The 26971-nt window shown below is 70.7% G+C and carries 24 protein-coding genes and 1 tRNA gene; 7 read left to right on the forward strand and 18 right to left on the reverse strand.

Annotated elements, in window-relative coordinates; translation table 11 throughout:
- The first annotated feature begins 9 nt into the window (after window positions 1-9).
- Together BM342_RS00455 and BM342_RS00460 are read left to right on the forward strand one after the other, a co-directional pair.
- Window positions 10-798 (forward strand): SDR family NAD(P)-dependent oxidoreductase, encoded by a 789-nt coding sequence (locus tag BM342_RS00455; protein WP_092963510.1) that lies wholly within the window; start codon window positions 10-12, stop codon window positions 796-798.
- A gap of 30 nt (window positions 799-828) precedes the next feature.
- On the forward strand, window positions 829-1668 hold the full coding sequence (locus BM342_RS00460) for an alpha/beta hydrolase (RefSeq protein WP_092963512.1): 840 nt from the start codon (window positions 829-831) through the stop codon (window positions 1666-1668).
- A gap of 9 nt (window positions 1669-1677) precedes the next feature.
- Here BM342_RS00460 and BM342_RS00465 read toward each other — a convergent pair whose 3' ends face one another.
- Window positions 1678-2370, reverse strand: coding sequence for a TetR/AcrR family transcriptional regulator (locus BM342_RS00465; protein ID WP_092963514.1), 693 nt, complete (start codon window positions 2368-2370; stop codon window positions 1678-1680).
- A 70-nt stretch (window positions 2371-2440) separates the two neighbouring features.
- On the opposite strand from BM342_RS00465, the gene BM342_RS00470 reads away from it, so the two are divergent.
- Window positions 2441-3448 (forward strand): alpha/beta hydrolase family protein, encoded by a 1008-nt coding sequence (locus BM342_RS00470; RefSeq protein ID WP_092963516.1) that lies wholly within the window; start codon window positions 2441-2443, stop codon window positions 3446-3448.
- 114 nt (window positions 3449-3562) lie between these two features.
- Here BM342_RS00470 and BM342_RS00475 read toward each other — a convergent pair whose 3' ends face one another.
- The 3 genes from BM342_RS00475 to BM342_RS00485 all read right to left on the reverse strand — a co-directional run bounded on the left by BM342_RS00475 (window position 3563) and on the right by BM342_RS00485 (window position 6064).
- A complete protein-coding gene (locus BM342_RS00475) occupies window positions 3563-4384 on the reverse strand; it encodes a PfkB family carbohydrate kinase (protein WP_092963518.1) in 822 nt (273 codons plus the stop codon).
- A gap of 77 nt (window positions 4385-4461) precedes the next feature.
- On the reverse strand, window positions 4462-5418 hold the full coding sequence (locus tag BM342_RS00480) for a DUF389 domain-containing protein (protein ID WP_092963520.1): 957 nt from the start codon (window positions 5416-5418) through the stop codon (window positions 4462-4464).
- A gap of 82 nt (window positions 5419-5500) precedes the next feature.
- Window positions 5501-6064, reverse strand: coding sequence for a TetR/AcrR family transcriptional regulator (locus BM342_RS00485; protein ID WP_218154871.1), 564 nt, complete (start codon window positions 6062-6064; stop codon window positions 5501-5503).
- Window positions 6065-6134: 70 nt separating this feature from the next.
- Between BM342_RS00485 and BM342_RS00490 the strand changes: the two genes are divergently transcribed.
- On the forward strand, window positions 6135-6527 hold the full coding sequence (locus BM342_RS00490; protein ID WP_092963524.1) for a DUF4267 domain-containing protein: 393 nt from the start codon (window positions 6135-6137) through the stop codon (window positions 6525-6527).
- A 33-nt stretch (window positions 6528-6560) separates the two neighbouring features.
- Here the strand turns inward: BM342_RS00490 and BM342_RS00495 are convergent, their stop codons facing one another.
- The 4 genes from BM342_RS00495 to dcd form a co-directional block, all read right to left on the reverse strand.
- Complete coding sequence (locus BM342_RS00495) at window positions 6561-7580, reverse strand: helix-turn-helix domain-containing protein (protein ID WP_092963526.1); 1020 nt, start codon at window positions 7578-7580, stop codon at window positions 6561-6563.
- A gap of 121 nt (window positions 7581-7701) precedes the next feature.
- On the reverse strand, window positions 7702-8676 hold the full coding sequence (locus BM342_RS00500) for an alpha/beta hydrolase (RefSeq protein ID WP_092963528.1): 975 nt from the start codon (window positions 8674-8676) through the stop codon (window positions 7702-7704).
- A 194-nt stretch (window positions 8677-8870) separates the two neighbouring features.
- A complete protein-coding gene (locus BM342_RS00505) occupies window positions 8871-9221 on the reverse strand; it encodes a hypothetical protein (protein ID WP_092963530.1) in 351 nt (116 codons plus the stop codon).
- Window positions 9222-9345: 124 nt separating this feature from the next.
- Complete coding sequence (dcd, locus tag BM342_RS00510; RefSeq protein ID WP_092963532.1) at window positions 9346-9951, reverse strand: dCTP deaminase; 606 nt, start codon at window positions 9949-9951, stop codon at window positions 9346-9348.
- An 80-nt stretch (window positions 9952-10031) separates the two neighbouring features.
- On the opposite strand from dcd, the gene BM342_RS00515 reads away from it, so the two are divergent.
- A tRNA-Gly gene (locus tag BM342_RS00515) sits at window positions 10032-10105 on the forward strand.
- Window positions 10106-10178: 73 nt separating this feature from the next.
- Here BM342_RS00515 and BM342_RS00520 read toward each other — a convergent pair.
- From BM342_RS00520 to BM342_RS00540, 5 genes are all read right to left on the reverse strand, one after another.
- Complete coding sequence (locus BM342_RS00520; RefSeq protein ID WP_092963534.1) at window positions 10179-11429, reverse strand: ammonium transporter; 1251 nt, start codon at window positions 11427-11429, stop codon at window positions 10179-10181.
- Between the two features lie 138 nt (window positions 11430-11567).
- Window positions 11568-12155, reverse strand: a complete 588-nt coding sequence (locus BM342_RS00525; RefSeq protein ID WP_092963536.1) for a HutD family protein — start codon at window positions 12153-12155, stop codon at window positions 11568-11570.
- Window positions 12156-12162: 7 nt separating this feature from the next.
- Window positions 12163-13449: an allantoate amidohydrolase gene (locus BM342_RS00530; RefSeq protein WP_092963538.1), complete on the reverse strand. Its 1287-nt coding sequence runs from the start codon at window positions 13447-13449 to the stop codon at window positions 12163-12165.
- A 14-nt stretch (window positions 13450-13463) separates the two neighbouring features.
- Complete coding sequence (locus BM342_RS00535; RefSeq protein WP_255368436.1) at window positions 13464-14699, reverse strand: FAD-dependent oxidoreductase; 1236 nt, start codon at window positions 14697-14699, stop codon at window positions 13464-13466.
- Window positions 14700-14702: 3 nt separating this feature from the next.
- Window positions 14703-15857, reverse strand: coding sequence for a tyramine oxidase subunit B (locus tag BM342_RS00540; RefSeq protein WP_177231999.1), 1155 nt, complete (start codon window positions 15855-15857; stop codon window positions 14703-14705).
- A 148-nt stretch (window positions 15858-16005) separates the two neighbouring features.
- Between BM342_RS00540 and BM342_RS00545 the strand changes: the two genes are divergently transcribed.
- Window positions 16006-16926 carry a LysR family transcriptional regulator gene (locus tag BM342_RS00545; protein ID WP_092963540.1) on the forward strand — a complete coding sequence of 307 codons (921 nt, stop codon included), beginning with the start codon at window positions 16006-16008 and terminating at the stop codon, window positions 16924-16926.
- 9 nt (window positions 16927-16935) lie between these two features.
- Window positions 16936-17307, forward strand: coding sequence for a DUF2200 domain-containing protein (locus tag BM342_RS00550; RefSeq protein ID WP_255368437.1), 372 nt, complete (start codon window positions 16936-16938; stop codon window positions 17305-17307).
- Window positions 17308-17386: 79 nt separating this feature from the next.
- On the opposite strand, the gene BM342_RS00555 is transcribed toward BM342_RS00550, so the two are convergent.
- The 5 genes from BM342_RS00555 to BM342_RS00575 all read right to left on the reverse strand — a co-directional run bounded on the left by BM342_RS00555 (window position 17387) and on the right by BM342_RS00575 (window position 26878).
- A complete protein-coding gene (locus BM342_RS00555) occupies window positions 17387-20305 on the reverse strand; it encodes a glycosyl hydrolase family 28-related protein (protein ID WP_092963542.1) in 2919 nt (972 codons plus the stop codon).
- A gap of 89 nt (window positions 20306-20394) precedes the next feature.
- Window positions 20395-22821, reverse strand: coding sequence for a glycoside hydrolase family 31 protein (locus BM342_RS00560; RefSeq protein ID WP_092963544.1), 2427 nt, complete (start codon window positions 22819-22821; stop codon window positions 20395-20397).
- Between the two features lie 128 nt (window positions 22822-22949).
- Complete coding sequence (locus tag BM342_RS00565) at window positions 22950-23900, reverse strand: sugar ABC transporter permease (protein ID WP_092963546.1); 951 nt, start codon at window positions 23898-23900, stop codon at window positions 22950-22952.
- Between the two features lies 1 nt (window position 23901).
- Complete coding sequence (locus BM342_RS00570) at window positions 23902-25527, reverse strand: ABC transporter permease subunit (protein WP_092963548.1); 1626 nt, start codon at window positions 25525-25527, stop codon at window positions 23902-23904.
- 133 nt (window positions 25528-25660) lie between these two features.
- Entirely contained in the window at window positions 25661-26878 is a 1218-nt protein-coding gene (locus BM342_RS00575; protein WP_092966319.1) for a sugar ABC transporter substrate-binding protein, read from the reverse strand.
- Window positions 26879-26971 lie beyond the last annotated feature (93 nt).

Consider the following 26971-nt stretch of genomic DNA (forward strand, 5'->3'; position numbering starts at 1 on the left):
CCTCGAGCCATGGACCTCGGACTGAACGGCAAGACCGCGATCGTGACCGGCGCGGGCAAGGGCATCGGGCTCGCGGTGACCACCGCGCTCGTCGCTGAGGGCGTGCACGTGATCGCCGCATCGCGTTCGCTCACGCCAGATCTCGAAGCGCTCGGCGACGACGTCACCTTCGTCTCGGTCGACCTCACCGACCCCGATGCGCCCGGCCGCCTCGTCGCGGTCGCACGCGAACGCGGCGGCCTCGACATCCTGGTCAACAACGTCGGCGCGGTGAGCCTGCGCGGCGACGGATTCCTCGCGATCGACGACGACGCCTGGCGCCGCACCTTCGAGGTCTGCTTCTTCTCGATGCTCCGGATGTCGCGCGCCGCGATCCCCGAACTGATCGCCCGAGGCGGGGGCAACGTCGTGACGATCGGCTCGGTCAACGCGTTCCTGCCCGATCCGGGCGTGATCGACTACTCGGCCGCGAAGGCCGCCGTCTGGAACCTGTCGAAGTCGCTGTCGAAGGAGTACGGCCCGGCGAACCTGCGCTTCAACAGCATCAGCCCGGGGCCGGTCGCGACCGACCTGTGGCTCGGCGACCAGGGCGTCGCCGCCACGGCCGCGAAGCAGCTCGGCGTCGACTTCGCCACGGCGCGCGACACCGTGATCGCCGGCCAGGGCGGGTTCTCGACCGGGCGCTTCACGCAGCCGTCGGAGGTCGCCGACCTGGTGCTGCTGCTCGCGAGCGATCGGGCCGGCAACGTGACGGGCTCCGACTTCCTCATCGACGGCGGCCTGATCAAGACCCTCTGAAGCACACATCCACTACGCAAGGAGCATCACATGTCGAACACCGCCCCCGACGTCGTCTTCATCCACGGCCTCTGGATCCACTCGTCGTCGTGGCGACCGTGGCAGGACCTCTTCGCCGAGCACGGCTACACCTCGATCGCGCCCGGCTGGCCCGGCGACCACGAGACCGTCGCCGAGACCCGCGACGACCCGAGCGAGCTCGACGGGGTCGGCATCGCGCAGATCTTCGAGCACTACGCCGGGCTCATCGGGGCGCTCGACGCCAAGCCGATCGTGGTCGGGCACTCGTTCGGCGGGCTCATCGCGCAGGAGCTGCTCGCGCACGATCTCGTGCGCGGCGCGGTCGCGATCGACCCCGCACCGATCAAGGGCGTCACGGCACTGCCGTTCTCGCAGCTGAAGTCGGGCTTCCCGGTGCTGAAGAACCCGGCGAACAAGAAGCGCACCGTGACGCTCACCGCGAAGGAGTTCCACTACAGCTTCGGCAACGCGATCTCCGAGGCGGAGTGCAACGCGATCTTCGAGGCGTTCGTCATTCCCGGCCCGGGGCGCCCGCTCTTCGAGGACGCGGCCGCGGCGTTCACCAAGGACTCGCCGGCCGCGGTCGACACGCACCACGCCGTGCGCGGACCGCTGCTGCTCACCTCGGGCACCGAAGACCATGTCGTGCCGAAGGTCGTGACGAAGCAGGTCGCGAAGCTCTACGCCGACAACGCGGCCTCGATCACCGAGTACCACGAGTACGAGGGCCGCGGTCATTCGCTGACCCTCGACGACGGGTGGAAGGATGTGGCGGCCGATGTGCTCGCCTGGCTCGAGGGACAGGGCCTGACGCCGACGGAGGCGAAGGCCGAGGCGACGGCGGACTGAGCGCGCGACTCAGCGCACCGCGGCGCCGGGCTCGAGCACGAGCTCGGCGATCGCGGGATCGCCCCCGAGCGAGACGAGGCGGTCGCGGTAGGCGCGGCGGGCTCGCGCGTAGTGCACGTCGGACTCGCGGATGACGGCCATGAGGTTCATCCACTCGAAGGTGCCCTGCAGCTCGAACGCGAGCTGGTCGGGGTCGTCGAGCCCCGGCAGCTCGCCCTGTTCGACGGCGTATCGGGCCGAGGCCGAGATATAGCCCATCCAGTTCTCGAGCTGGTCGGCGAGCGCGTCGCGCACCGGCCCGGCCTTGGCGTGGAAGTCCGCCGCCGACGCCGAGAAGAAGCATCCGCCCGGAAACACGCGGTCCTGCGAGTACGCGACCACCCGGTCGAGCAGCGCGGTCAGGCGACGGATGCCTCGCGGCTGCACGCGTGCGGGCACGATCACGGTCGCGGTGAACCGCTCGGCAGCGGCGGCGATCGTGGCGAGCTGCAACTGCTCCTTGGAGCCGAAGAGCGTGGCGATGCCGCTCTTGCTGACGGATGCCGCCGAGGCGAGCCGCCCGATCGAGAGGCCGTCGAGGCCTTCGAGCGAGGCGAGGTCGGCGGCGGCCTCGAGCACGATGCGGCGCGAGGCGTCGCCGCGGGCGCGTCGGCCGTCGGCGGCCCGTCGCTCGTCGGTCGCGCGCTGCTCGGTGATCGCCATGGTTGCAGTTTACGCACGAACGTTCGTACACTCTACGTACGAACGTTCGTAGAGTTTCTGGAGGCACCCCGTGAGCGCACCGGCATCCGACACCTCGTCGATCCCCGTCCTGGCCGAGCCGGTGCGGGTCGCCCGGGGCGCTCGAAGCGCTACGCGCGCGCCGCTCGCACCCGCGACGGCACCGCCCGCGACACCGCCGGCCCTCCGCGCGGTGGCCGGCGGCATCCGTCTCGCCTCCTCGATCTCGCCCGAGCTCGGGGCGCGGCTCGCGCTGCCGCTCTTCATGCACGTCGGCCGCCGGGCCCGAGTGGCGTCCGCCGACCTCGCGACGCACGACGAGGCCCGACGCGGCAGCGTGCGCATCCCGGGCATCCGTCGCTCGGGGGTCGACGTCGTCACCTACGAGTGGGGCGGCGGGCCCGACACCGTCGTGCTCGCCCACGGCTGGCAGTCGCGCGCGAGCGTCTTCGCGTCACTCGTTCGCGAGCTGCGCAGCGAGGGCTTCCGCGTCGTCGCGTTCGACGCGCCCGCCAACGGCGACTCGCCCGGACGCGGCACCTACCTCGTCGACCACCTCGACATCCTCGCCGCGCTCCAGCAGCGGCACGGACGGTTCCATGCACTCGTCGGGCACTCGTTCGGCGGCATGGCGACCCTCCTCGCGCCGGGCGAGGGCATCGACGCGCGCCGGGTTGCGGCCATCGCCGGAGCCGGATCCCCCGACGTGTTCATCGACGGATTCGGCGAGATGGTCGGGCTCGGCGCCCCGACGCGCGCCGCCCTGGCGAGCGCGTTCGCACGCAGGCTCTTCGCCGACGACGAGGACCCCTTCGACCGCTACTCGGCACTCGCGCACCCGCTTCCGGACGGCACGCCGCTGCTCCTCGTGCACGACCGCGGCGACCGACGCGTTCCCTTCGCCGAGGCGCCGAAGATCGCCGCGGCGAACCCCGCGAGCACGCGCCTCGTGCCGACCGACGGGCTCGGCCACAATCGCATCCTGCGCGCCGACGTGACGCTCGACGCCGTGGTCGACTTCGTCACGGCTTCGGATGCCGCGCTGACGCCGGCGGTCTGACCCGCGCATCCCTGCTGTGACCACGGGAGGACTCTGCTCGCTCGGGAGGGCGGATCCGGCCGGAATCATCCTCCCGAGCGTCAGATCTCCTCCCGTGGGGAGTCGCCCGCGGCGCTACCCGGTCGCGGCGGCGAAGCCCCACGGCTGCGCGCCCGCGTACGTCGTCGCGCGGGCTCCGGCCGCCACGGCGGCACGCAGCGCATCCGCTCGACTCGCTCCGGCGGCGAACTGCGCGACGAGCGCGCCCGCGAACGCATCCCCGGCGCCGGTCGTGTCGACGACCTCGACCGGGTCGGGCGCGGCATCCGCGTCGCCCCATCGTGCACCGGCTGCGCCGAGGGTCACGCACGCATCCGCGGGCGAACCCAGCGCGGCCCACTCGTGCTCGTTCACGATCACGACGTCGGCGAGTTCGAGCAGGGCGGATGCCGCGGGCGAGACGGGCGACGCATTGAGCACCGTCGTCGCGCCGAGCGTGCGCCCCCTGCGCAGCACCGCCTCCGCGACCTCGGGCCCGAGTTCGAGCTGGGTGACCACGACGGCCGCATCATCTGGGATCGCGCGGGCCGCGGCATCCGGAGCCAGGTCGCCGTTCGCGCCCGCGATGACGACGATGCTGTTCTCGCCCGACTCGGCCACCGTGATGAACGCCTGCCCCGTGGGCTGCTTCGCGTCGGCGGAGACGGCCGAGGTGTCGACTCCGTGCTCGGCGAGACGCTCGACGTAGCGCCGGCCGAGATCGTCGTCGCCGACGCGCCCGATCAGCAGCACGTCGGCGCCCGAGGCCGCTGCGCCTGCGGCGAGGTTCGCGCCCTTGCCGCCGGGCAGCAGCTCGACGCCGAGGCCGAGCACGGTCTCGCCCGGCGCCGGATGCTCGACGACGCGCACCACCGAATCGACGTTGATCGAGCCGACCACCACGACGCGCGCACCCATGCCCCGGAGCCTACCCGGGCCCGACGGTGCCGAAGTGCCGAGGTGCCGACGTGCCGACGTGCCGGAGCGCCGGGTGCTCAGCCGGCCGCGACGGGCTTGCGTCGCGCGGCGAGCCGCCGGCCGACCGCGCGCCCGACGTGCAGCTGCACGAAGAGCGTCGCCACCCCGGCGATGAGCAGGCCGGCCAGGTTGAGCGCGAGCTGCACGAGCGCGGCCCACGACTCGTCCCAGGCATCGACCGCGAGCGTGAGGCCGATGGTGCCCACCGCGGGCACCGTGGTGATCGAGATGAACACGCCCACGAGCGCCGACGACTTCGACGTCGTGAGCGACAGCACGCCCGCGATGCCCGCGAGCAGGGCGATCACGAACGACCACGCGTCGGGCGCGACGATGAAGTCGGTGAGCGGTCCGGTCGTGGCCTGCTCGAAGGTGAACAGGCCCAGGGCGTAGACGACCGCCCAGATGGCCCACGCGATGAGCGCGCACAAGGCGAAGCCGCCGAACAGGGTCAGCGACGCCATGCCGGCGATACCGCGCTTGCGACGCACGATGGCGTAGCAGATGGCCGCGATCGGGGCGAACTCGGGGCCGACGACCATCGCCCCGATGATCAGGATCGGCTGGTCGAGCAGGCGTCCGATGCCCGCGATGAGCGTCGCGAGCAGCAGGAACGCGAAGAAGCTCCACGATGGGCGCGAGTCCTCGCGGGAGGTGTCGGCGAGCTGCGCCCACAGCACCCCGTCGGCCGGATGCCCGGGCGCCGCGCGCTCGGCGGCGGTCGCTGCATCCGACACCACTGCGAGCGCATCGCTCACGACGATCGATCCGACCTCGGGGACCCCCGCATGCCGCAGCGTGCGCATGATGTTGTTCGCGTTCTCGCGCGCGAGCTCGAAGAAGAGCACGTCGCCCTCGCCGTCGAGGGCGACCCCCGGCACGAGCGCGACATTGCTGACCGTCGGCTCGGCGGTCAGTTGGGCCCGCAGGCTCTCGGCGAGCGCGTGCGGGGCGGTGACCCTGACGTTGAGCATGATCCGGATCCTCCTCGGGCGCGTGGTCGCGCGTGACCACGATAGGCGCGATCGAGTGCGGGTCGGATGCCGCGGCCGTCGCTCAGCCGGCGATCATGCCCAGGAGCACGGCCAGCCGTTGCTCGCCGTCGCCGGGCACACGATGCGAGCGCTGGAGCAGGGACAGCCCGTGCAGGCTCGCCCAGTAGACCTCGGCGAGCGTGTCGGGGTCGTCGGTGAACGGGCTCACCGCCTCGCGGATCTCGGTGAAGGCTGCCACCATGTTCTCGGGGGTCTGCGCGTCGGCGAACGCCAGGCCGGTGCCGCGCACGAACATCGCGTCGTACATGGCGGGGTGCTGCTCGGCGTAGCGCAGGTAGGCCCGACCGACGTGCGCGAGCGCGTCGCGGTCGACGGATGCCGCGACCCTCGCCCGTGCGAGCTCGGGGGCGAGCTCGGCGAAGCCCTCGAGCGCGACCGCGTCGATCACGGCCTCCATCGACGCGAAGTGCGAGTAGATGACCGGCTGGGTGTAGTCGATCGCATTCGCGAGCCGTCGGGAGGTCACGGCGCTCCAGCCCTCGGCCTCGGCGATCTCGCGCGCGGCCGCGAGGATCGCGCCCTGCCGCTGATCGCGCCGACGCGCCATGCGCTCACTGGTTGCCACGAAACACAGACTAGCGCTCGGGTGAAAGGATTGCTAGCGTTGCTAGAAATCTTGCATTGAAAGGATTCTCATGGACCTCAGCACCTTCACGCCGCTCACCTGGATCGGCGCAGCACTCGCCCTGGTGCTCGCACTCGGCATCATCGCCATCGGCCTCTGGTACCTCCTCGCACCGGCCACGGCCTCGGCCGGATTCGGGTTCACCACGGCGATCACGCCCGAGGTGACCCCGTGGCAGCACATCAAGGGCCCGCGCGACATCGCATCGGGGCTCGTGGTCATCGCGATGCTCGTCGGATTCGGTCCGACGGCCGCAGCAGTGATCCTGCTCGTCGAATCCATCGTGCCGATCGGCGACATGGCGAACATCCTGCGCCACCGCGGCAACCGCTCGGCCGCCTTCGGCGTCCACGGCGCGACTGCGGCGGCGATGATCCTCGCTGCGGTGCTGCTCTTCTTCTGACCCGACGGCCGCATTCAGCCGAGACCGGCGACGTCAGCCGAGACCCGGGCGCTGCAGCGCCGCCAGCGCACGGGCGAGCGCGAAGCGGGTGCGGCCGGCCGGTGTGCGCGGGTCGTACCCGAGCATCTCGGTGAGCGCGTCGAGCCGGGCCTGCACGCTCGAGTGGTGCATGCCGAGGGCGGATGCCGCCTGCCGCACGCTGCCCGCGTCGGCGAGCGCGTCGAGCACTGCCAGCGTCCGCGGGTCGAGTGCGGCCAACGCCGCGGCATCGGGATGCGGCTGCTCATGGCGATCCGCGGCCTCGGCGACGAACAGCAGCGCGCCGAGCTGCGCGGCGTCGACAAGCGGCTCGGCCTCGGTGCCCAATCGCAGCGCGATGAGCGCCGAGCCGAACGACTGGGGCAGCCGTTCGGCCGCGCCGCCCACGCCGACCCCGGTGCGCACGCCCGGCGGCAGCACCGGCGGGCCCTCGACGAGCACGACGCGCACGAGCCCGCGAGCGGTCGCGACCACCGCGGTCGGACCCTCGATCGGCGCCGGCTCGTCGGCGCGAACGGCCACCACCCGCACATCGGGTGCGCAGTCCAGGCGCAGCCGCGAAGCGGCGATCGCCCGATCGGCTGCCGCGGCGCCCGCCGTCACGACGACCTCGACTGCGGCATCCGGCGTGTTCGCCCTACGCGCCGTCGTGATGGCCACGGCGAGCGCGAGCCGTTCGAGCACCATGGCGTCGTTCGCGTGCGCTGCGCCGGCGCGCTCGAGCCAGACGAGCGAGCCGTCGCTCGTCGCGCGCGACGGCCAGGCGGATGCCGCGGCATCCGCCGACGCGACACGATCGCCCTCGACCTCGACGCCGTCAGGGGCGATGCGCCTGCCGCGCCCCGCGCCCGAAGGGGCGAATCCCGCGACGGCACCGGAGAGCACGGCAGCCCCGCGCAGCAGCGACTCGATGCCCACCCCGCCCGCGACGAGCGTGTCGAAGTACGAGACGACCTTGAGCGTCTCGCTCGCCTCGGGATCGAGCGCCGTCAGACGGCCGACGAGTTCTTGCATGGTGCGGGCTCCATCGCGCGTGTGCGCCCAACCCTAATCGAGCGGGCGCACGATGTCTCCGCGGTCGCGGACGACGGGGCAGGCATGCCGGCTCGCCCGCGACCACGGAAGTCGAGCGGCGTCAGGCCGCGAGCACTCGGGCGACCCAGGCATCGCGTGCGGCGACCATCGCCTTCGAGATCACGGCATGCGGCGCCATCATGTCGAAGCCGTGGAACCCGCCGGGCCACACGTGGAGCTCCGCCTCGCCGCCGTCGGCCCAGATCTGCGACGCGTACGCGACGTCCTCGTCGCGGAACACCTCGGCGCTGCCGCAGTCGATGAAGGCGGGCGGCAGGCCGGACAGGTCGGTCGCGCGCGACGGCGATGCGTAGATCGACACGTCGTCGGTTCCGCGACGTTCGCCGAGCAGTGCCGTCCACCCGGTGAGGTTGCTCGTGCGGTCCCACACGCCCTCGCCATCGATCTGCTGCGTCGACACGGTGAGATCGCGGTCGTCGAGCATCGGGTAGATGAGCACCTGCCCGATGAGCTCGGGGCCCGAGCGGTCGCGGGCGAGCAACGAGACGCCCGCGGCGAGCCCGCCGCCAGCGCTCGCGCCGGCGATGAGCAGGCGAGCCAGGTCGACGCCGAGCTCCTCGGCGTGCTCGGCCGTCCAGAGCAGGCCCGCGTAGCAGTCCTCGACGGGATACGGGTCGGGGAACTCCGGCGCGAGCCGATACTCGACCGTGACGCAGACGGCATCGTGCTCCAGGATCCACGGGATGACACCCGCGATGCCCACGAACCGGTCGCCGATGATCATGCCGCCGCCGTGCGTGTGGAAGATGCCGGGGCCAGTGCCGGTTCGCCCGACGCGCTGCAGCACGCTCACGACGATCTCGTCGCCCAGGTGGCCCGGGATCGTCACGTCGCGGCGGGAGATGCCGTGCTCTGCGAACAGGTCGTCGACGGGAGCGACGATCGGCGCCTGTCGCATCAGCGGGATCATCTCGGGCGTGATGCTCGATGGCAGCTGCTCTCCGAGGATGCCGAGCACGGCCTCCAGCTCGGGGTCGAAGGGCGGTCGGGTCCGCGTCGCAGTCGTGTCGGTCATCGGTGACTCCTCGATCGTGCGTCACCTCGTCGTGACGTCTGCTCCGATGATCCGCGCGGGCACGCGGCATCCGGAACCGACGATCGTAGCCGGTTCACCCGAGTCCACCCGCCAGTCGGCGGACGGGCATTCACCGAGCGGATGTCACCGGGGAGCCTCGTCGACCGAGCGGGAAGGATCGATCAGGAGATCGATCAGGAGAAGAACGCGTTGGCCCGCTTGCTCCAGAGCAGGATGAGACCGATCAGCGGGAACAGCGCCGAGAAGAGGCCGCTCCAGAACGCGCCGAGGGTCATGAGCCAGACCGCGGTGGCGATGTCGATCACGAAGATGATCGTGACGATGACGCGGGCCGCGTTCGAGCCGCGGAACAGGCCGAGACTCACGACGACGGTGATGATGCCGAGAATGATCGCCCAGACGCCCGCGCCGAAGTTGCCGCCTCCCGGCAAGATCTGGAAGAGCCCCGACACCACCTGCAACGCGCCCGAGATCCACGCGAGCACGGCGACGAGTGTCACGCCGCCCGGTCGTTCACCAGCCATGTCGGTACCCCCTCGAACAGGCCGAGCGCGAACCGCCGGCGTGAGGCTCACGGTACTCCCGAGGGCATCGCCCGCCGCGTTTCGGCGCGCGTATCGCGGGTCGGCGTCTCGGCGACGAATGCGCTCAGCCGCCGAGCGACCCCGCGTCGGTCGCGCCGACATCCGTGCGGTGGAAGTTGTGGAACGACCGCGATGCCGTCGGGCCGCGCTGGCCCTGGTAGCGCGAGCTGTACTCGGCCGAGCCGTAGGGCTTCTCGCTCGGCGACGAGAGGCGGAAGAAGCACATCTGCCCGATCTTCATGCCCGGCCAGAGCTTGATCGGCAGCGTCGCGACGTTGCTGAGCTCGAGCGTGACGTGCCCGGTGAAGCCCGGGTCGATGAAGCCGGCCGTCGAGTGGGTGAGCAGGCCGAGACGACCGAGCGAGCTCTTGCCCTCGAGTCGCGCCGCCACGTCGTCGGGCAGCGTCACGGCCTCGTACGTCGACGCGAGCACGAACTCGCCGGGGTGCAGGATGAACGCCTCGTCGGGCTTGACCTCGATGAGGTGCGTCAGCTCGGGCTGATCTTCGGCCGGATCGATGAACGGGTACTTGTGGTTGTCGAACAGCCTGAAGTACCGGTCGAGCCGCACGTCGACGCTGCTCGGCTGGAGCATCGCCGGATCGGACGGCTCGAGGCGCACGCGCCCCAGTTCGAGTTCGGCCCTGATGTCACGATCCGAGAGAAGCACGTGTGCCAGCGTAGCAACGCGCTTGCTAGGATGACTCTCGTTGCACCGCGGGCCCGTCACACGGCCGACGGATGCCGCACGCCGATGTAGTTCAATGGCAGAACTTCTGCTTCCCAAGCAGATAGCGCGGGTTCGATTCCCGTCATCGGCTCCACACCGAGGCCCCGTCCGACACAGCGTGAACTGCGTCGCACGGGGCCTCGTGGTTTCCCGGCTGCTCCGATCGGCTACGCGAGCACGTAGCCGTCCTCGCCGTGCTGGGCCGCGTCGACGCCCGCGAGCTCGTCGGCGTTCTGCACGCGGAAGCCGATCGTCTTCTCGATTCCGGTGCCGATCAGCCAGGTGATGCCGAAGGAGTAGACCGCGACGGCGGTCGAGGCGATCACCTGAACGGTGAGCTGTTCGAGGTTGCCGCTGAAGATGAGGCCGGTGTCGGTCGCGAAGAACCCGAGGAACCAGCATCCGATCAGTCCGCCGATGCCGTGCAGCGCGACGACGTCGAGCGAGTCGTCGAACCCGAGCTTGTACTTGAGTTCGATCGCGAACGCGCAGGCGGCGCCGGCGATCACGCCGAGCAGGATCGACCAGCCGGGCGTGAGCGAGTAGCAGGCTGGCGTGATCGCGACCAGGCCGGCGATCGCGCCGGAGCCGGCGCCGATCGAGGTCGCCTTGCCGTCCTTGGCGCGCTCCACGAGCACCCAGCCAAGGATGCCGGCAGCCGCCGCGACGAAGGTGTTCAGGATGATCCGGCCGAGGCCGTCGAAGCCCATCGTGGCCGCGGCGCCGCCGTTGAAGCCGAACCAGCCGACGATCAGGATCGCGACGCCGATCAGGGTCAGCGGCACGTTGTGCGGCTGGTGCGCGCCCTTCGCGAAGCCGATGCGCTTGCCGAGCACGAGGGCCAGGGCGAGTGCTGCCGCTGCCGCGTTGATGTGCACGGCGGTGCCGCCCGCGTAGTCGATCGTCGTGGTCGAGAAGCCGAGCGTGTCGCCGAGCGCGTAGATCCAGCCGGTCGGCGTGCCGTCGGCGTCGAAGCCCCACACCCAGCCCTGCACCGGGAAGTACACGAGCGTGACCCAGATGCCGGCGAACAGCATCCACGGGCCGAAGCGGGCACGGTCGGCGATCGCCCCCGAGACCAGCGCGGTGGTCGCGATCGCGAAGGTCGCGCCGTAGAAGACGGCCAGCAGGGTGCCGTTGTCGTCGGCCGAAGCCATCGCGCTGAGGCCGATGTCGGCGAAGGGGTTGCCGAGCAGGCCGGGAATCAGGTTGCCCTCCCCCGGCGACATGAGGCCCATGTTGTAGCCGTACAGCACCCAGAGCACGCCGACGAGGCCCATCGCGCCGAAGCTCATCATCATCATGCTGACGACCGATTTCGCCTTGACCATGCCGCCGTAGAAGAAGGCGATGCCGGGGGTCATGAACAGGACGATCGCGCCGGCGACGAGGTACCAGGCGAGGTTTCCGCTATCCATCAGTGGGGTTCCTTTCGAGGGTCGGGTGTGTCGGTGGGTCTGGTGTCGCGGTGGATCAGTGGGTCGAATGCGGTCGGCGGTACTGGTGAGACCGTTGGTTCTGGTGAGTGCGGTGGGCCGGATGTCGCGGGTCGGGCGTCATGCGTCCGATGCCGCGGCCGGGCGCAGGCGCAGCACGGCCCACACGTCGTGCGGGGTGGCGCCGATGCGCGCCGTCCCCGGCGCGAGCACCACGCTGCCCGGTGGCAGCGGTCGGGCATCGGGTGCCGAGACGGTGCCGGTGAGCGCGACGGCCGCCGCGGCATCCGCTTCGGGTCGATCACGTGCTTCGACACCGGCGAGCGCCGAGCCGGACTCGATCGAGACGGTCCAGTCGGCGCCGATGCACGATCGATGCACCATGACGTTCACGACCTTCGCCTGGCGGTCGCCCGAGTCAGCGGTGACGCGATCCTCTCCGCGGAAGGCGATGCTCGAGTGCTGCGCGACTCGCTGCCCGACTCCCTCGATCTCGAGGTGCAGCCCGCCGCGGTCGAGCGGGATCAGCACCCGGTCGAATCCGGCGAACTCCGAGAAGGCCGCGCGCCCGTCGATCTCGGCGACGCTGATGCGCCACGTCGGTCGCGCCACCAGCACGCGCGTGACGCCCCTGCCGTTCCGCCATGGCTCCGCCGCGACATCCGTTGGGCGAACGACCCCGGGTTCGGCACGAGCTTCGGGGGTCATGGCCGGCCTATCGGGTGACCAGGTGCTCGAGGACCCGGGCAAGAGCTTCGACTCCCGCGGCCACGTCGGCGGGCTCGGCCGACTCGGCCGGGGTGTGCGAGGCACCGCTCGGGTTGCGGACGAACAGCATGCCCGTGGGGATGCTCGCTGCGAGCACGCCCGCATCGTGGCCCGCACCCGTGTCGAGCACGGGGGCCCCGGGCAGCACGGCCTGCATGCGATCGCGCAGCTCCGGGTCGAAGGACACGGTCGGCGAGAACGACTGCTCGGCCACCGCGAGCGTGCAGTCCTCGGCCTCGGCCGCCCGGCGGGTGTCGGCGACGACCTGCTCCACGATCCGACGCACCCGCTCAACGTCGCGATGGCGGACGTCGATCCAGAGGTCGACGGCCGAGGCGATGACGTTGGTGCCGCCCGGCACGACCTTGATGCGCCCGACGGTGCCGCGGGCATCGTCGACGGCGAGCGCGCGCTGCCGAACGCTGCGGATCGCCTCGGATGCCACGATCACGGGGTCGCTCCGGTCGGCCATTCGCGTGGCGCCGGCATGGTCGCCGCGCCCCTCGATCCGCAGGTGCCAGCGGCCGTGCGCGATGATCGCGCCGGCGAGCGCGACGGGCTGATCGAGGTCGACGAGCCCGCGGCCCTGCTCGACGTGGAGTTCGACGAACGCCGAGATGTCGCCCAGGCGATCCGGGTCCGGGCCGATGCCGGAGGCGTCGAAGCCCGCGCCCGCGGCGACCTCGTCGAACGTCGATCCCGAGTCGTCGACCAGCGCGTGCACCCGCTCCGGCGCCACCGCACCCGCGAGGAGCCGGGAACCGAGGCACGCGATGCCGAACCTCGACCCCTCCTCCTCGGGGAAGACCGCGACGGCGAGCGGCCGCACCGGACGGACGCCGCGATCCCGCAGCAGGTCGACGGCCGCGAGGGCGCTCACAACGCCCAACGGACCGTCGAAGTTGCCGCCGCCGGGCACCGAGTCGAGGTGCGAGCCCGTCACGATCGCGTCGCGTCGAGCGGTCGCGGTCGCGGTCGGCCCGCCCGCGACATCCCACCACGCCCAGATGATGCCGTTCCGGTCGGTCTCGACCGCAAGGCCCCGGGCCTCGGCGTGTGCGGTGAACCAGCTCCGCAGCCGGAGCTCGGCCGGCGAGAACACCGGGCGCGTGTAACCGCCGCCATCGGGAGCGAGGCCGATCCCCTCGATCTCGGCCAGCAGTGCGTTCGCGTCGCCGTGCGTGCCCGCGCCGCTCGGGGCGACCGTTCCGGCCCTGCCGGACAGTACGGACATACCGGCCTGGCCGCTCATGCCGCCGCCGCGAATCGCTGCCCGGCCGCACGGAACCGCTCGGCGGCCCGCCCCGATCCGGCCACGAGGTCGAGCACGAGCTCGCCGAGCAGCGGCGCGAACTTCGCACCCTGACCGGAGCAGGGCGAGACGACGGTGATGCCCTCGGCGCGGTCGATGATCATGTCGTCGCGGGGCACGTTCGTGAACAGGCACGTGGCCTCCGCGTAGGGTTCGGGCGCCATGCCCGGCGTGAACCGCTCGACGAACCCGATGACGCGTGCCCGGTTGGATGCGTCGATCACGCCGTCCTGGGCGCGAGCGGAGGGGATCACCCGACCCGCGTTGTACTCCGCGATCTTCTGCCCGCGGAAATCGGCATCGCGCCCGCCGGGCAGGCTGTACGCCTGGATGTCCTCGCCCTTGTAGATGAACGTCGGCCACGAGGTCGTCGCTCCGGGAGGCGTCTCGCCCTGGTGCCGCGCATCGCGGTAGGGGAAGTGGAAGGCGTTCTCCTGCCGCACCTCGAACTGCGGCAGGGCGTCGAGGAAGCCGGCCGGCAGGTCGAGCCCGTCGAGCAGGGCCGGCAGCCAGCCGCCCGCGGCGACGATCACCTGCTCCGCATGCACGGTCTGGCCGGTCGCCGAGGTGACGAGGTATCCCGTCGCGGCGCGACGCACGGTCGCGGCCTCCCAGCCGAGGCGAACCTCGGCTCCCGCCGCCTGCGCGAGCTCGAGCATCGTCTCCACCGAGCGCTCGGCGTCGATCACCCCGGCCCCCGGATGCCACAGCACCTCGGTGTCGAAGTGCAGCTGGGGCCACCTGGCCTGCGCCTCGGCCCTGCCGAGCATCTCGTGGTCGACGCCCGTCTCCGCCAGCACCTGCGCAAGGCCGAGCGGGTCTCGGACCGCGCCGAAGTCGAGCGAACCGCTCGGCGTGATCAGCCGCCGGCCGCTCGCTGCTTCGAGCTCGTCCCAACCGAGCTTGGCCTGCACGACCAGGCCCGCATAGAAGGGATCCGGGTAGGCGTAGCGGAAGATGCGGGCCGAACCATGCGAGCTGCCCTGCGCCGACGCCGGCACGTCGCGCTCGAGCACGATCACCTCGGCGCCGGACTGGGCCAGCCGCCAGGCCGCGGAGGCTCCGGTCAGGCCGGCGCCGATGACCGCATAGGTCGCCGACTCGGGTCGGGGGTTCCGGTTCGGATTCGGGTTCGCGAGGTCGTCCATGGGTTCGCGGATGTCGTGCGGCATGGCTCAGGCCAAGTCCGGCGTGTTCCAGAGGTTCAGCTTGGTGCCGATGCCCAGTTCGACCGCGTTCTCGTAGACGGTCTTCGCCCACGCGACATCCTCGACGCCCATGCCGCCGACGCTGAAGAGCACGGGCTGATCGTCGAACTCCCGCCCGACGGCGCTGCCGTCGAAGACGTCGCCGATGTTGACGACCTTCGACTCGTCGAGCTCGCCCGCATCGATGAGGTCCTGCCAGTACAGGCCGATCATGCCGAAGGCGGTCTCGTGCGACGGTGCCGGGTACTCCTCGGCCCAGGCCTCGTAGATCTTCTTCGCGTCGGCGATGAGCCGCGCCTTGCCGGAGAGCGTGTACTCCTTGTCCATGCGGAGGTTCGCGGGCAGGCTCAGGAACGCACCGGGCTTGATCCAGTCGCCGTCGATGTACGGGTAGTTCTCCGATCCGACGAGACCGGTCACGGCCTCGGACACGATGTCGGAGTCGCGCACGGCCGCCTCGACCGAGTCGGCGATCTCGATGGTCGTGAACTGGGGGTAGTGGGTCTTGACGTAGGTCGCGAACGCCTCGGAGGTCGAGCGGCGGCGCCCGTTGATGCGGATCGTATCGAGGGTCGGTCGCGCGGTGGTCATGGCGTGCAGCGCGCTCTTGTTCATGGCGCCCGGGCCGATGATGCCGAGCGACTTCGCGTTCACGGGAGCGAGCCGCTTCGCGGCGGCACCCGGGACCGCGGCGGTGCGGTACGCGCTCTCGAGGTTGCCCGACATGATCGCGAACGGCGCACCCGTCTGCTTGTCGTTCAGCACGATGAGGTGGATGGAACGCGGCAGGCCCTGCTCGCGGTTGTCGATGTTGGAGCCGTACCACTTGACGCCGGCCGTGTCGAAGCGTCCGCCGAGGTAGGCGGCCATCGCCATGAACCGGCGGTCGGCCGCGTCGAGCGGCATCGCCGGGAACGGCGAGCTCTGCGGGAAGCTGATCTGGGCGCCGTGCGAGTTCGCCGAGTTGCCGGCCATCCGGTAGTCGCCCTTGGCGACGAGCACGAGCACCTCCTCCATCACGTCCATGCACCGGGCCATGTCCTTCACCCCGGCCGCGATCACCTCGGGTTCGCTGAGGTAGAGCATGTCGATGCGGGTGCTCGATGCGATGTCGGCGTTCATTCGTCGGTCCTTCAACTCGGGAAGCATGTGATCAGGAAACCCACCCGGACAACCCCCGGTCAAATACCCTTTTCGACGCGGATTGAGAGCGATTCGCTCGCAATCCGCCTGTAACGGCACGGTAATACGAGACACGTACCGTGCCGCCATGGAACTGCGTCAACTGCGCTACTTCGTGGCCGTCGCCGACGAGCTCCACTTCGGGCGCGCCGCACGCCGGCTGCACATGTCGCAACCCCCGCTGAGCGTGCAGGTCGCGCGCCTCGAGCAGGAGGTCGGGGTGCCGCTGTTCGAACGCAGCACCCGGCGCGTGACGCTCACGGCGGCCGGCCGCCACCTGCAGGCGAGGGCGCGACGGATCCTCGACGAGGTCGAGTCGGTCCGCACCGAGATGCGCGACTTCGCCGACGGCCTGGCTGGCGAGCTCACCGCCGGATTCGTCAGCTCCGCGAACTACACGGTGCTGCCCGGTGTCGTCCAGCTGTTCCGGGCGCGCCGGGCCGAGGTCTCGCTCTCACTGGTTCCGCTCACCTCGGGCGAGCAGCTCGACCGACTGCGCGACGGCTCGCTCGACGTGGGCATCGTGCGCGACGAGGTGCCCGATGCGGAGTCGACGGATGCCTCGGCCACGGCCCTGGCCACCGAGGTCGTGTTCGAGGAGCGGCTCGTCGCCTGCCTCCCGATCGACCACCCGCTCGCGGGGCTCGGGGAGGTGACCGCCGAGCAGATCCTCGAGGTGCCGTTGATCTCGTATCCGAGGTCGTTGATGCGCGGCTACGTCGACCGGGTCTCCGAGGTGCTGGCGCACGCCGGCGGCGCCGCGAACGTGGTCGAGGAGGTCGTGCACCAGGAGACGGCCCTCGGGTTCGTCGCCGCAGGGGTGGGTGCCAGCATCCTGCCCGAGTCGGTGAGGCAGCTGGTTCCACCGTCGATCGCCGTGGTGCCGCTCGCCGGATCCCCGACGACGCGGCTGCTCGCGGCACGATCGGCCCGTCCGGCGAACGGTGCCGTCTGCGCCGCGTTCGTCGGCTGCCTGCACGACGCCGCGCGCGAACTGAGCGTGGGTTAGCCTGCACCCATGGTCGAGAGCGCCCAGCACAAGGAACACCGCATCTTCGGCATGACGTTCGCGAGCCTCTACCCGCTCTACGTGCAGAAGGTCGAGCGCAAGGGCCACAGCAGCGACGAGGTCGACGAGGTGCTCACCTGGCTCACCGGCTACGACAAGGGCGGACTCGATCGCGTCATCGCCGACCGCACCGACCTGCGCACCTTCTTCGCCGAGGCCCCGGCCATGAACCCGAACACGGCGCTCATCACGGGCGTCATCTGCGGCATGCGCGTCGAGGAGATCGAAGACCCCCTCATGCAGCGCATCCGGTACATGGACAAGCTCGTCGACGAGGTCGCTCGCGGCAAGAAGATGACGTCGATCCTGCGATCCGCCTAGGCCCGCGAGCCGACACGGGGGCTGAGCGCACGAAGCCGCCCGCCCGTTCCCCGGGCGGGCGGCTTGCACGCGAGGGCGACTACGGCGTCGCGCAGCGCATCCCGTCGAGCGTGAAGGCGTCGGGCTTCACGACGGACTTCGCGTTCGCCGTGCCGGCGACCACGACCGTGCGGCTCTTGCCGGGCTTCAGCGTGGCGTCACCCAGGTCGACCTCGACGCGGGAGCCGTTCTGCGAAAGGGCCCCTCCGGGGGCGAGCAGCACGGCCTCGCCGCTCCCGACCCGCCAGGCGAGCGAGCCGACCGCGAGGTCCGCTGTGCCCGTGTTCTTCAGCGTGACGGTCGAGGCGTACCCGCCGAGCACCACGGGGGTCGTGCGCTGGGTCACCGCGCACGACGCGGTCACGGCGGCGAGCAGGCCCGTGTTGCCGCCCTCGTCGATGAACGTGCCCCAGAGGTGGTTGCGGCCGTCGGCGGGCTCGGTGACTCCCGAGACGCGCACGTCGCGGAAGCGGTGGTCGCCTCCGACTCGCGCCGCGACGGCGTACGACCCCGTGCCCTCGATCGTGACGTCGCTGACGCGCAGGTCGTTGACCCAGTGGCTGCCGCTGACGAGCAGGCCCTCGTAGGTCGAGTCGATGATGCGCGTGCGATCGATGACCACGGGCGTCGTGATGTGGCTCGTGTCGGCGAACACCCAGATGCCGCCGAACGAGGTGTTCCAGTTCGGCTCCCAGCCGCCGCTGCGGAAGATGTCGTTGCCCGACACGATCGTCGTGCCCGAGAACGGCACCGGGTTGAAGCGCGTGCTGATGGCGATGCCTGCGGGCGCGGTGAGCGTGTCGGCGATGACCGAGTCGACGATGCGGTTCGAGTCGCCGCCGTAGACGGCCGCGCCGTTGCCCAGCAGCGGGCTCTGCACGGTGCTGTGCGCGAACGTGCCGCGCACGACCGCACCGCCCGACGACCACATCGCCATGCCGTCGTCGCCCGTGTTGCGAACGCTCGCGTGCTCGACGCGGGTGTCGACCACGCCGCCGTCGAGGTGCACGCCGTCTGCGAAGGTGTCGCTGACGCGCAGCCCGACGGCGTACAGCCCGTCGGTGCCCGCGGTGGCCCAGAACCCGGTCTTGGTGTGCGCGATCCAGACGTCCTGGATGAGCGATCCCTGGCCGAAGTTGCCCTCGATGCCGGTGTCGAAGAGCCGGTCGTCGCGGTATCGCACGTCGCCGTCGATCATGAGGTCGGCGATCGTGACGCCCGTGCCCATCGCGTAGAGGCCGCCCTTGCCGTCGCGGCCCGCGAGGACCGAGTACCACGGTCCGGCGCCTCGGATCGAGACATCCACGAGCCGGACCGCCTCGGTGACGGTGAAGCGCCCGCGAGGCACCCAGACGCTCGCGTCCGCCTCGCTCGCGGCCTCCACTGCTGCCTGGATCGCCGCGGTGTCGTCGGTGCCGTCGTCGGGCGTCGCACCGAACGCGGTCACGTCGAGCGAGCCGGCCGGAGCCGCGAGGGGCTTCGCGCGCACCTCGGTCTCGACGAGGTCGACCGTGTAGGGAAGGGCTCCGGATGTCGCGTCCTTCTGCAGCCGCAGCACGGTGCCCGCCGGCAGCTTCGCGAACGTCGCCCGCGAGTCGTCGAAGAACCGCTGGGCGCCGCCCTGCGACGGGTCGTTGCCGTACGGGTAGCCGCCGTACACCCACGAGTAGGTGCTCGAGACGGGCACGTCGGCGATCTTCCGCTTGCCCGCGTACAGCGCGAGCGTGCCCGACTGCCCGGTGCCGTCGGCGCTGTCGGGGATCGAGGCGCGCAGCACGAGCGCATCGGCGGGTTCGGTCAGCACCCACTCGACCGAGTCCTTCGCCTCGGTCAGGGTGACCGCCTGTCGACCGGATGCCTCGGCCGAGAGGTCGTGGAACGCGCGGCTCGGGGCGAGGATCTCCCCAGTGGTGCGACCGTGCTCGGCCTCGTAGACGACCGTGCCGGTCGTGGCACCGCGCTCCGTCGCCGGGCTCGCCTGCTCGACCCGGATCGCGTCGACGACGACGAGACCGTCGTGTTCTGCGGCGGTGCGCCGCAGCTCGACCGTGCCGAGGCCGGTGCGCAGCGGCAGCGCGACGGCGACCTCGCGCCAGGCCTGCGCGGGCGGGAGGGCGACGGTGCCGACCGGCAGCCCGTCGACTCCGACGACGACCTGAACGGATTCGGCGCCCTCGTTGACGTAGCGGATCGACACCTTCTGCGCACGGTCCGTCGTGGCGAACGTCGAGACCGCCATGCGCGCACGGGGCGCTCTCAGGTCGATGCCCGTCCGTCCGTCGCGCTCGACGGTCGTCGCACCGTTCGCGAAGAAGGCGTCCCCGGCTCCGTACGCCTGCGCACGCTTCGGCGCCGGCACCGCGGCGAGCGCGTTCGCGACGCCGTCCCAGCGGGTGTCGGGCCCGGATCCGGGGATCTCGCCCGGATCCGTCGCCCCGCCGCCGGGGGTCGAGAGATCGCCGACCGTCGTGAGCGAGATCGCGTCGAGGTTCACGTTGCCGGTGTCATCGTCGTCGAAGCGGAACGTCACGTCCTGCACGCCCGCCTCGAGCTCGACGGTCTCCTGGTGCACGAACCACCGGCTCCACGAGGCGCCCGCGGCCGACGGCAACACGATCTGCCGGTCCTCGTCGCCGATGACCTGCGAGAGCGTCATGTCCGTGCCGAGGCCGTTGGCGTACCGGAGGTTGAGCCCGTACTCGCCCGTGGCGGGTACATCGACGCTGAACGTCACCGTCGCCGCGCCCCGATTGTCCAGCACGAACCCGTCGACGAACCCGGTTCCCGAGTAGCCGAGGTGGTTGGCGTTGATGCCCGCCCCGCCCGAGAGCACGGCCGTCTCGGCCTCGTACTCGTGCGGCAGGTCGGCGGCGACCGCCGGCGGTGCGAGGGCGAGGCCCGCGGCGAGCACGCCGCCGACGGTCACCCCGATCACGGCGATTCGGGTTCGGTGCGACATCAGGATCTCCTTCGATCGATGGTGCGTTCGTGGTGCCGGTGAGTGGGTGGTGCGGGGTCGTGCCGGGCGGGTTCGCGGCCGCCCGACGGTCAGGCGGCCTCGGCCGTGGCGAAGACCTCGAGGAGCGCGCCGAGCAGCACCGGCGGCAGGCCGATGCCCGCCAGCTCGTCGGCGAGCGCGATGCCCTGCGCCCGCTCGATGGTCGCCAGTGCGCGATCCTTCAGGTCGAGATCGATCCGGGCGCGCTGCAGGAGGACGAACGCATCGTGCCTCGCCGATCGCACCCGACGCCGGGCGCCGGTGATCCGCAGCTCGACGGCCGCGTGCAGGTCGACGTCGTGCGCCTCGAGTCGCAGCGCGTCCGCGAGGTCGGCCGCGTCATCCGTCGGATCCTGCACCTGGGCGATCGGCCGCTCGACGCCGTCGACGAGCAGCACGGCGCCCTCGATCGACGCGATGCCGGCGAGGTCGAACGCGAGGGTCTCGAGCGTGCGCGCGGGCAGGCCTGCTCCGCTCGTCAGCACGAGCCGGATGTCGCTGCGCCCGTCCTCGCGACGGGTCGACGTCTGCGTGGCCTCGGTGGTCCACGGCTCGGGGCGCGCGGTTCCGTCGTCCTCGACGATCGTGGAGGACGACGTTCCCTCGAACACCCGCAGCGCGAGACGTGCCGGGTTCTCGTCGACCGGGGCCATCGCGTCCATGGCGAGCGGCAGCACGGCACCCGCTCGCACCAGCACCGGGTACGCGTCGAGGGCGCGGTGCACGGTCGTCGTGCGCCCGCCGCGGTAGCGTCGCCCGCTGAACAGGTCGGTCCATTCCCCGTCGGGCAGCCACACGGCGGTGGCCGCGACCTGCGCCTCGCCGTCGACGGGCGTGGTGATCGGTGCGACGAGCAGGTCTGGGCCGAGCAGGTAGACGTTCCGGTGCAGGTAGGCCTCGTCGGTGTACGGATGCGCGTGGTACATCGGCCGGACGACGGGAACGCCGTCGGCGTGCGCGCGGTGCGCCGCCGTGTAGAGGTAGGGCACGAGCGCGTGGCGCAGGCGGAGGTACCGGGCGGCGATGCCGGCGAGCTCGGTACCGAGCAGGTTCGGTTCCTTCGATCCGAACGGGCTCGCCGAGGAGTGCAGGCGGTTCACGGGCGACAGCACGCCGAACTGCATCCACCGCAGCGTCAGCTCGGGGTCGGTGCGGCCCCGCATGTGGCCGCCGATGTCGTGGCTCCACCAGAAGTAGCCGATGTTGGCGGCGGTGCTCGTGAAGTAGGGCTGGAAGTCGAGCGACGCCCAGGTCGCGTGCGTGTCGCCCGAGAACCCGACCGGGTAGCGGTGGCTCCCGGGTCCGGCGTACCGCGACAGGGTCACGGCGCGCTTGCCGGAGTCCTGCAGGTCGGTGACGTGCACGTGGTTGAGCATCCACAGCGGGTCGAGCCCGTCGATGCGCGAGATGCCGCCCGACTGCCAGTCGAGCCACCAGAAGTCGACGCCCTGCTCCTCGATCGGATGATGCACCTCGGTGAGGTACGCCTCGACGAACTCGCGCGAGCCGATGTCGAACACGATGCCGTCGCCCGATTCGGGGTCGACGCCGATGGCCCGCGCCACGGCCGGATAGCTCGCCTCGTGGCGGCGGATTCCGTCGGCCGGGTGCACGTTCAAGGTGACCGCGAGCCCACGGCGGTGCAGTTCGGCGAGGAACGCGGCCGGGTCGGGGAACAGCTCGGGGTTCCAGGTGTACCCCGTCCATCCGGTGCCGATCGCGGGATCGACGTCGACGAGGTGCCAGTCCATGTCGAGCACGGCCACCGAGAACGGCTGGCGTTGCGCGGCGAAGCCGTCCATGAGCTCGAGGAACTCGCCCGAGGAGTACGGCCAGTACCGGCTCCACCAGTTGCCGAGCGCATAACGGGGCACGAGTGCCGGCGCCCCGGTGAGGCGGAAGTAGTCGTCGAGCGCACCCTGGTAGTCGCGGCCGTGGGCGAACACGTAGAGGTCGCAGCCGTTCGCCGGGCGTGCGCGCGGCCATCCGTCGTCGCCGATCAGCACCGAGCCCGAGTCGTCGAGCGCCTCGAACCCGTAGGTCGAGAGGATGCCGGGCTCCAACGGGCAGTCGCCGTCGACCTCGTCGAGGGTGCGCGCCGTGCCGCCGAGGTTGCCCCTCGTCTCGTACATCCGGGGGATCTGCTCGCCGTACCGCCACGTGGAGTAGTGGATGTCGGGAGCCGCGTGCAGCGAGATCGACAGCCCCGACGACGAGAACTCGCGACCGTCGTACTGCAGTTCGAGGTACCGCGTGCGGATGCCGAGGCCCCCGTCGTCGGTGCGGGTCACGGTGAAGTCGGCGGGCGGGAAGTCGCGGTTCACGACCACGGCCGTCGGAAGGTCGACGAAGTCGCCCGTGTCGCTCCACTCGATGCGGATGAGCCGTTCGGTGAGCACGGTGAATCGGGCGTGCTCGGACTCGATGACGGACTCGGGTCTGGCGGTTCGCAGCGCGGTTGCGGTGGTGATGGTCAAGACGGGGCCTTTCTCGGGAAGTTTTCGCGGTCGCCGAAGCGAGCGTCCGTGGTTCGGATGCCGAGCGGCGATGCGTCGGCGACGGAGCGGGTCGGGGTCTGGAGGAGGTCGTTCGGAGCGGGCCGGACTCAGCCCTTCGTCGAGCCGGCGGTGAGCCCGGAGACGATGTAGCGCTGCAGCGCGAGGAACAGCAGCACCACCGGGATGGCGGCGAGCACCGCACCCGCGGCGAACAGCCCCCACGGGGCGTTGCGTTCGTCGGATCCCCAGTTGTAGAGCCCGATCGCGAGCGTGAACTGCTCCGATCTCTGCAGCACGACCCTGGCGATGATGAAGTCGCTGTAGGTGCCGATGAACGAGAGCAGCCCGACGACCGTGAGGATCGGCGTCACCAGTCGCATGATGATGCGCCAGAAGATCTGGGCGTGGCTCGCCCCGTCGATCTTCGCCGCCTCATCGAGCTCACAGGGCACCGTGTTGAAGAAGCCGTACATCAGGAAGGTGTTCACGCCGAGGGCGCCGCCGAGGTAGACGCAGACGAGACCGAGATGCGAGTTCAGTCCGAGCGCCGGGAAGACGTCGCCGACCGCGAGCAGCACCAGGAAGATCGCGACGAACGCCAGCATCTGCGGGAACATCTGCAGGAGCAGCAGCGTCGTGAGCCCCGCCCGTCGCCCCGCGAAGCGGAAGCGCGAGAACGCATACGCCGCAGCCGCGCCCATCAGCACCGTGCCCACCGCGGTGAGCGAGGCGACGACGATCGAGTTCTTCATCCACAGCCAGAACGGCGTGTCCCACAGGGCGGCGAAGTTCTCGGGCGACACCACGCGGAACAGTTCGTACGACCCCGTGAGTGTGCCGGCCGGGTTGAGCGCGGCCGACAGCGCGTACAGCAGCGGGAAGACGCAGACGACGATCATCGCTGCCGCGACGAGGTACCGCCATCCGATCTCCGACCACCACCGTGCGCCGCGCAGGCGGCTCCCGCCGGGGCCGATCGACGTCGGGCGGGCGGAGGAGCGCGCCTCGGTGGTGTCCGAAGCTGCGGCGGCTGCGACATCCGGTGTCGTGAAGGCCATGTCAGATCTCCTCGAGGCGACGCGTGCGACGGAAGCCGAGCCACGAGATCAGGCCGACCAGGATGAAGATCAGCAGCGACAGCGCACTCGCGACGCCGTACTGCTTGCTGCCGCTCTCGAAGGCCACCGAGTAGACCATCGAGATCAGGATGTCGGTGTGCCCGACGACGTACGGAGTGCCCACGAAGTTCGGCCCGCCGCCCGTGAGCATGTAGATCAGGGCGAAGTTGTTGAAGTTGAACGCGAACGACGAGATCAGCAGCGGAGCGACCGAGACCATCACGAACGGCAGCGTGAGGTATCGGAAGATCTGGAACCGGCCGGCGCCGTCGATGCGCGCGGCGTCGAGCGTGTCGGCGTCGATCGCCTGGAGCGCTCCCGTGCAGATGAGGAACATGTAGGGGAACCCGAGCCACAGGTTGACCAGGATCACCGAGACCTTCGCCAGGAGCGCATCGGTCAGCCATGGGATGTCGGCACCCCCGAAGAGCACCACGTTGATGTAACCGAACCGGTCGTTCAGCATGCCGGCCCAGACCAGCGCCGAGAGGAAGCCCGGGAACGCGTACGGGAGGATCAGCAGCGATCGGATCACCTTGCGTCCCCGCAGCCTCGGGTCGTTGAACGCGACCGCGAGGAAGATGCCGAGGCCGAAGGTCAGCACGACCGACACCAGCGCGAACACGAACGTCCAGGTGAAGATCTCGGCGAACGGGCCGACCATGCGCGGGTCGGTGACCATCGACGTGAAGTTCGCGAAGCCGACGCCCACGCGCCAGCCCGGAGTGAGTTCGGCGCCGTCGTCCGACACGAAGTTGCCGGTCTCGCTGGGGTGGTAGACCGTGCCGTCGTCGGTGTTCACGAACGTGTCGGTCTCGGCGTCGTACTGCAGCACGGGCACGGCGACGAAACCCGTCGAGCCGTCCTGCGTGCGCACCGAGCCGTCAGCCGGATCCTCGGACATCGGCACCCGGAGGGCGACGACGTCGGCCTGCCGGTTCGCGACGTCGAGGAACGTGAGCGCGTCCCACCCGGGCACCGCCGTGACGCGACCGTCTTCGACCGTCGCCCCGTCGACCGGAGCCAGCGGCTGATCGGCGGATCCGGCCTCGACCACGCCGTCGTCGACGACCGCGAAGCCCAGCTCGTCGCCCTGCGAGAGCACCGTGAGCGGGAACGTCGGCGACCCGTCGAGCCGGATCTCGTTCTGCATCGAGATCTGCTCGATGGCATCCTGCTTGGTCGAATTGTGTCCGTCGCCGTAGTTGGTGAACGCGACGTAGCCCGTGTAGGCCATCGCAAAGATCTGGTAGGCGAACAGGAAGATCAGGCCCGGCACGAGGTACTTCGCCGCGACCGCCCGACGCGATGTGTAGGCCCAGTCGACGAGCACCAGCGTCACGACGAGGAAGATCAGGATCGCCCACTGGCCGACGGCCCACGCCGAGAGGATGCCGTACAGCCCGAGCGCGTTCGCGATGCCGACCAGCACGAGCTTGACCCAGAAGCTGAGCGAGGGCCTGCGCCCGCCGAAGTCGAGACGACGACGCGGCGCGGGCGTGCGAGCGCCCGGCTCGTCGGGCGCCGGCGTCTCGGCCCTGGGCGCGGAGGGGGGTGAGATGGTCATGCGATCCTCGGTGCGATGCGAGCGGGGTGATGTCGGGATGGCGTCCGGCGGCGGTGCGCGATCGGCGCGGGATCCGGCTCCGGCGGTGACGCCGCCCCCGTGCGCGTGACGGCACGGAGGCGGCACCACGCGATCAGCCCTTGTCGCTGGCGTCCTGGATGTTGGCGATCATCGTGTCCCAGCCGGTGATCGGGTCGACCTGGCCGTCGATGATCTGCGCCTCGGCGGTGCCCCAGAAGCCCCACACGGCGCTCATCTCGGGGATCGCGGGCATCGGCGCGCCCTCGGCGCCCGCTGCGTTGAATCCGGCGATCACCGGGTCGGTGACCTTGTCGGCGGAGGCGATGAGGGCGGGGCTGCGCTTGCTCGAGTCGTAGAGCAGATCCTGCGCCTCCTCGGTCGCCATGTAGTTCACGACGAACTCGTTCGCGAGCACCGGGTTCTTCGACTTCGACGAGATGAAGATGCCGGACACGCCGACGAACGGCTGGGCCGGCTCGCCGCCCGCGCTCGGCACGGGGAGCACCGTGAAGTCGATGCCCGCCTCCTGCATGCCCGGGATGCCCCAGGGCCCGGTGATGATGTAGGGCGACTTGCCGTCGCCGAAGGCCTGACCGGCGATCGCGCCGTCGACGGCGATGTCGAGCACGCCCTCCTGGCCGAGCTTCGCGAGGTAGTTCGCGAAGGCGTGCCCCTCGTCGCCGCCCATCGCGAGCTCGCTCGTGTACGAGCCGTCGGCGTTCTGCTCGAAGACCGGGGCTCCGAACGAGGTCTGGAGGGGGTACATGTGGTACGGATCCGACGACTCGCCCTGCTGGATGAGCACCGGGAACTCGGTGCCGGCCGTGCGGCCCTCGGCGATCAGCTCGTCGAAGGTCGTCGCCTTGGTCTCCTTGAGGAGTGCGTTGTTGCGCACGAGCGCGACGTTCTCGATCGCGAGCGGCACGCCGTAGTACTGGCCGTCGTAGGCCATGGCGGCGGCGGCGACCGGCACGAAGTCGTCGACGACGTCGCCGAGCTCGATCGGGGCGACGACGCCGTTCTTGATCCACTCGCCGAGGCCGTCGTGCGCCGAGATGATCAGGTCGGGGCCCTCGCCGGTCGGCACCTGGGCGACGAAGTCGGGCCCGATCTTGTCGACCGCCTTCTCGACGAGCTCGACCGTGACGCCGGTCTTCTCCTTGAAGTCGGCGACGAGCGGCTTCATCTCCACTGCACGGTTGGGGTCGACCCACAGGGTCAGGGTCTGGTCGGCGTCGGGCGTGCTCGCGGTGTCGCCAGAGCCGGCAGCACAGCCGGCGAGCGCCAGCACGACGCCGACCGCGCCGATGATCGTGATGCTCCTTCGCATCATCCACTCCTCTTCGAGTTCGTCACCCGCCGGGGGTCAGCGGGACTGAGTGATCTCAAGATAGCGACGTTCCCGACGTTTGGAAAGGAATTT

The sequence above is a fragment of the Agromyces sp. CF514 genome, assembly GCF_900113185.1.
Lineage (GTDB): Bacteria > Actinomycetota > Actinomycetes > Actinomycetales > Microbacteriaceae > Agromyces.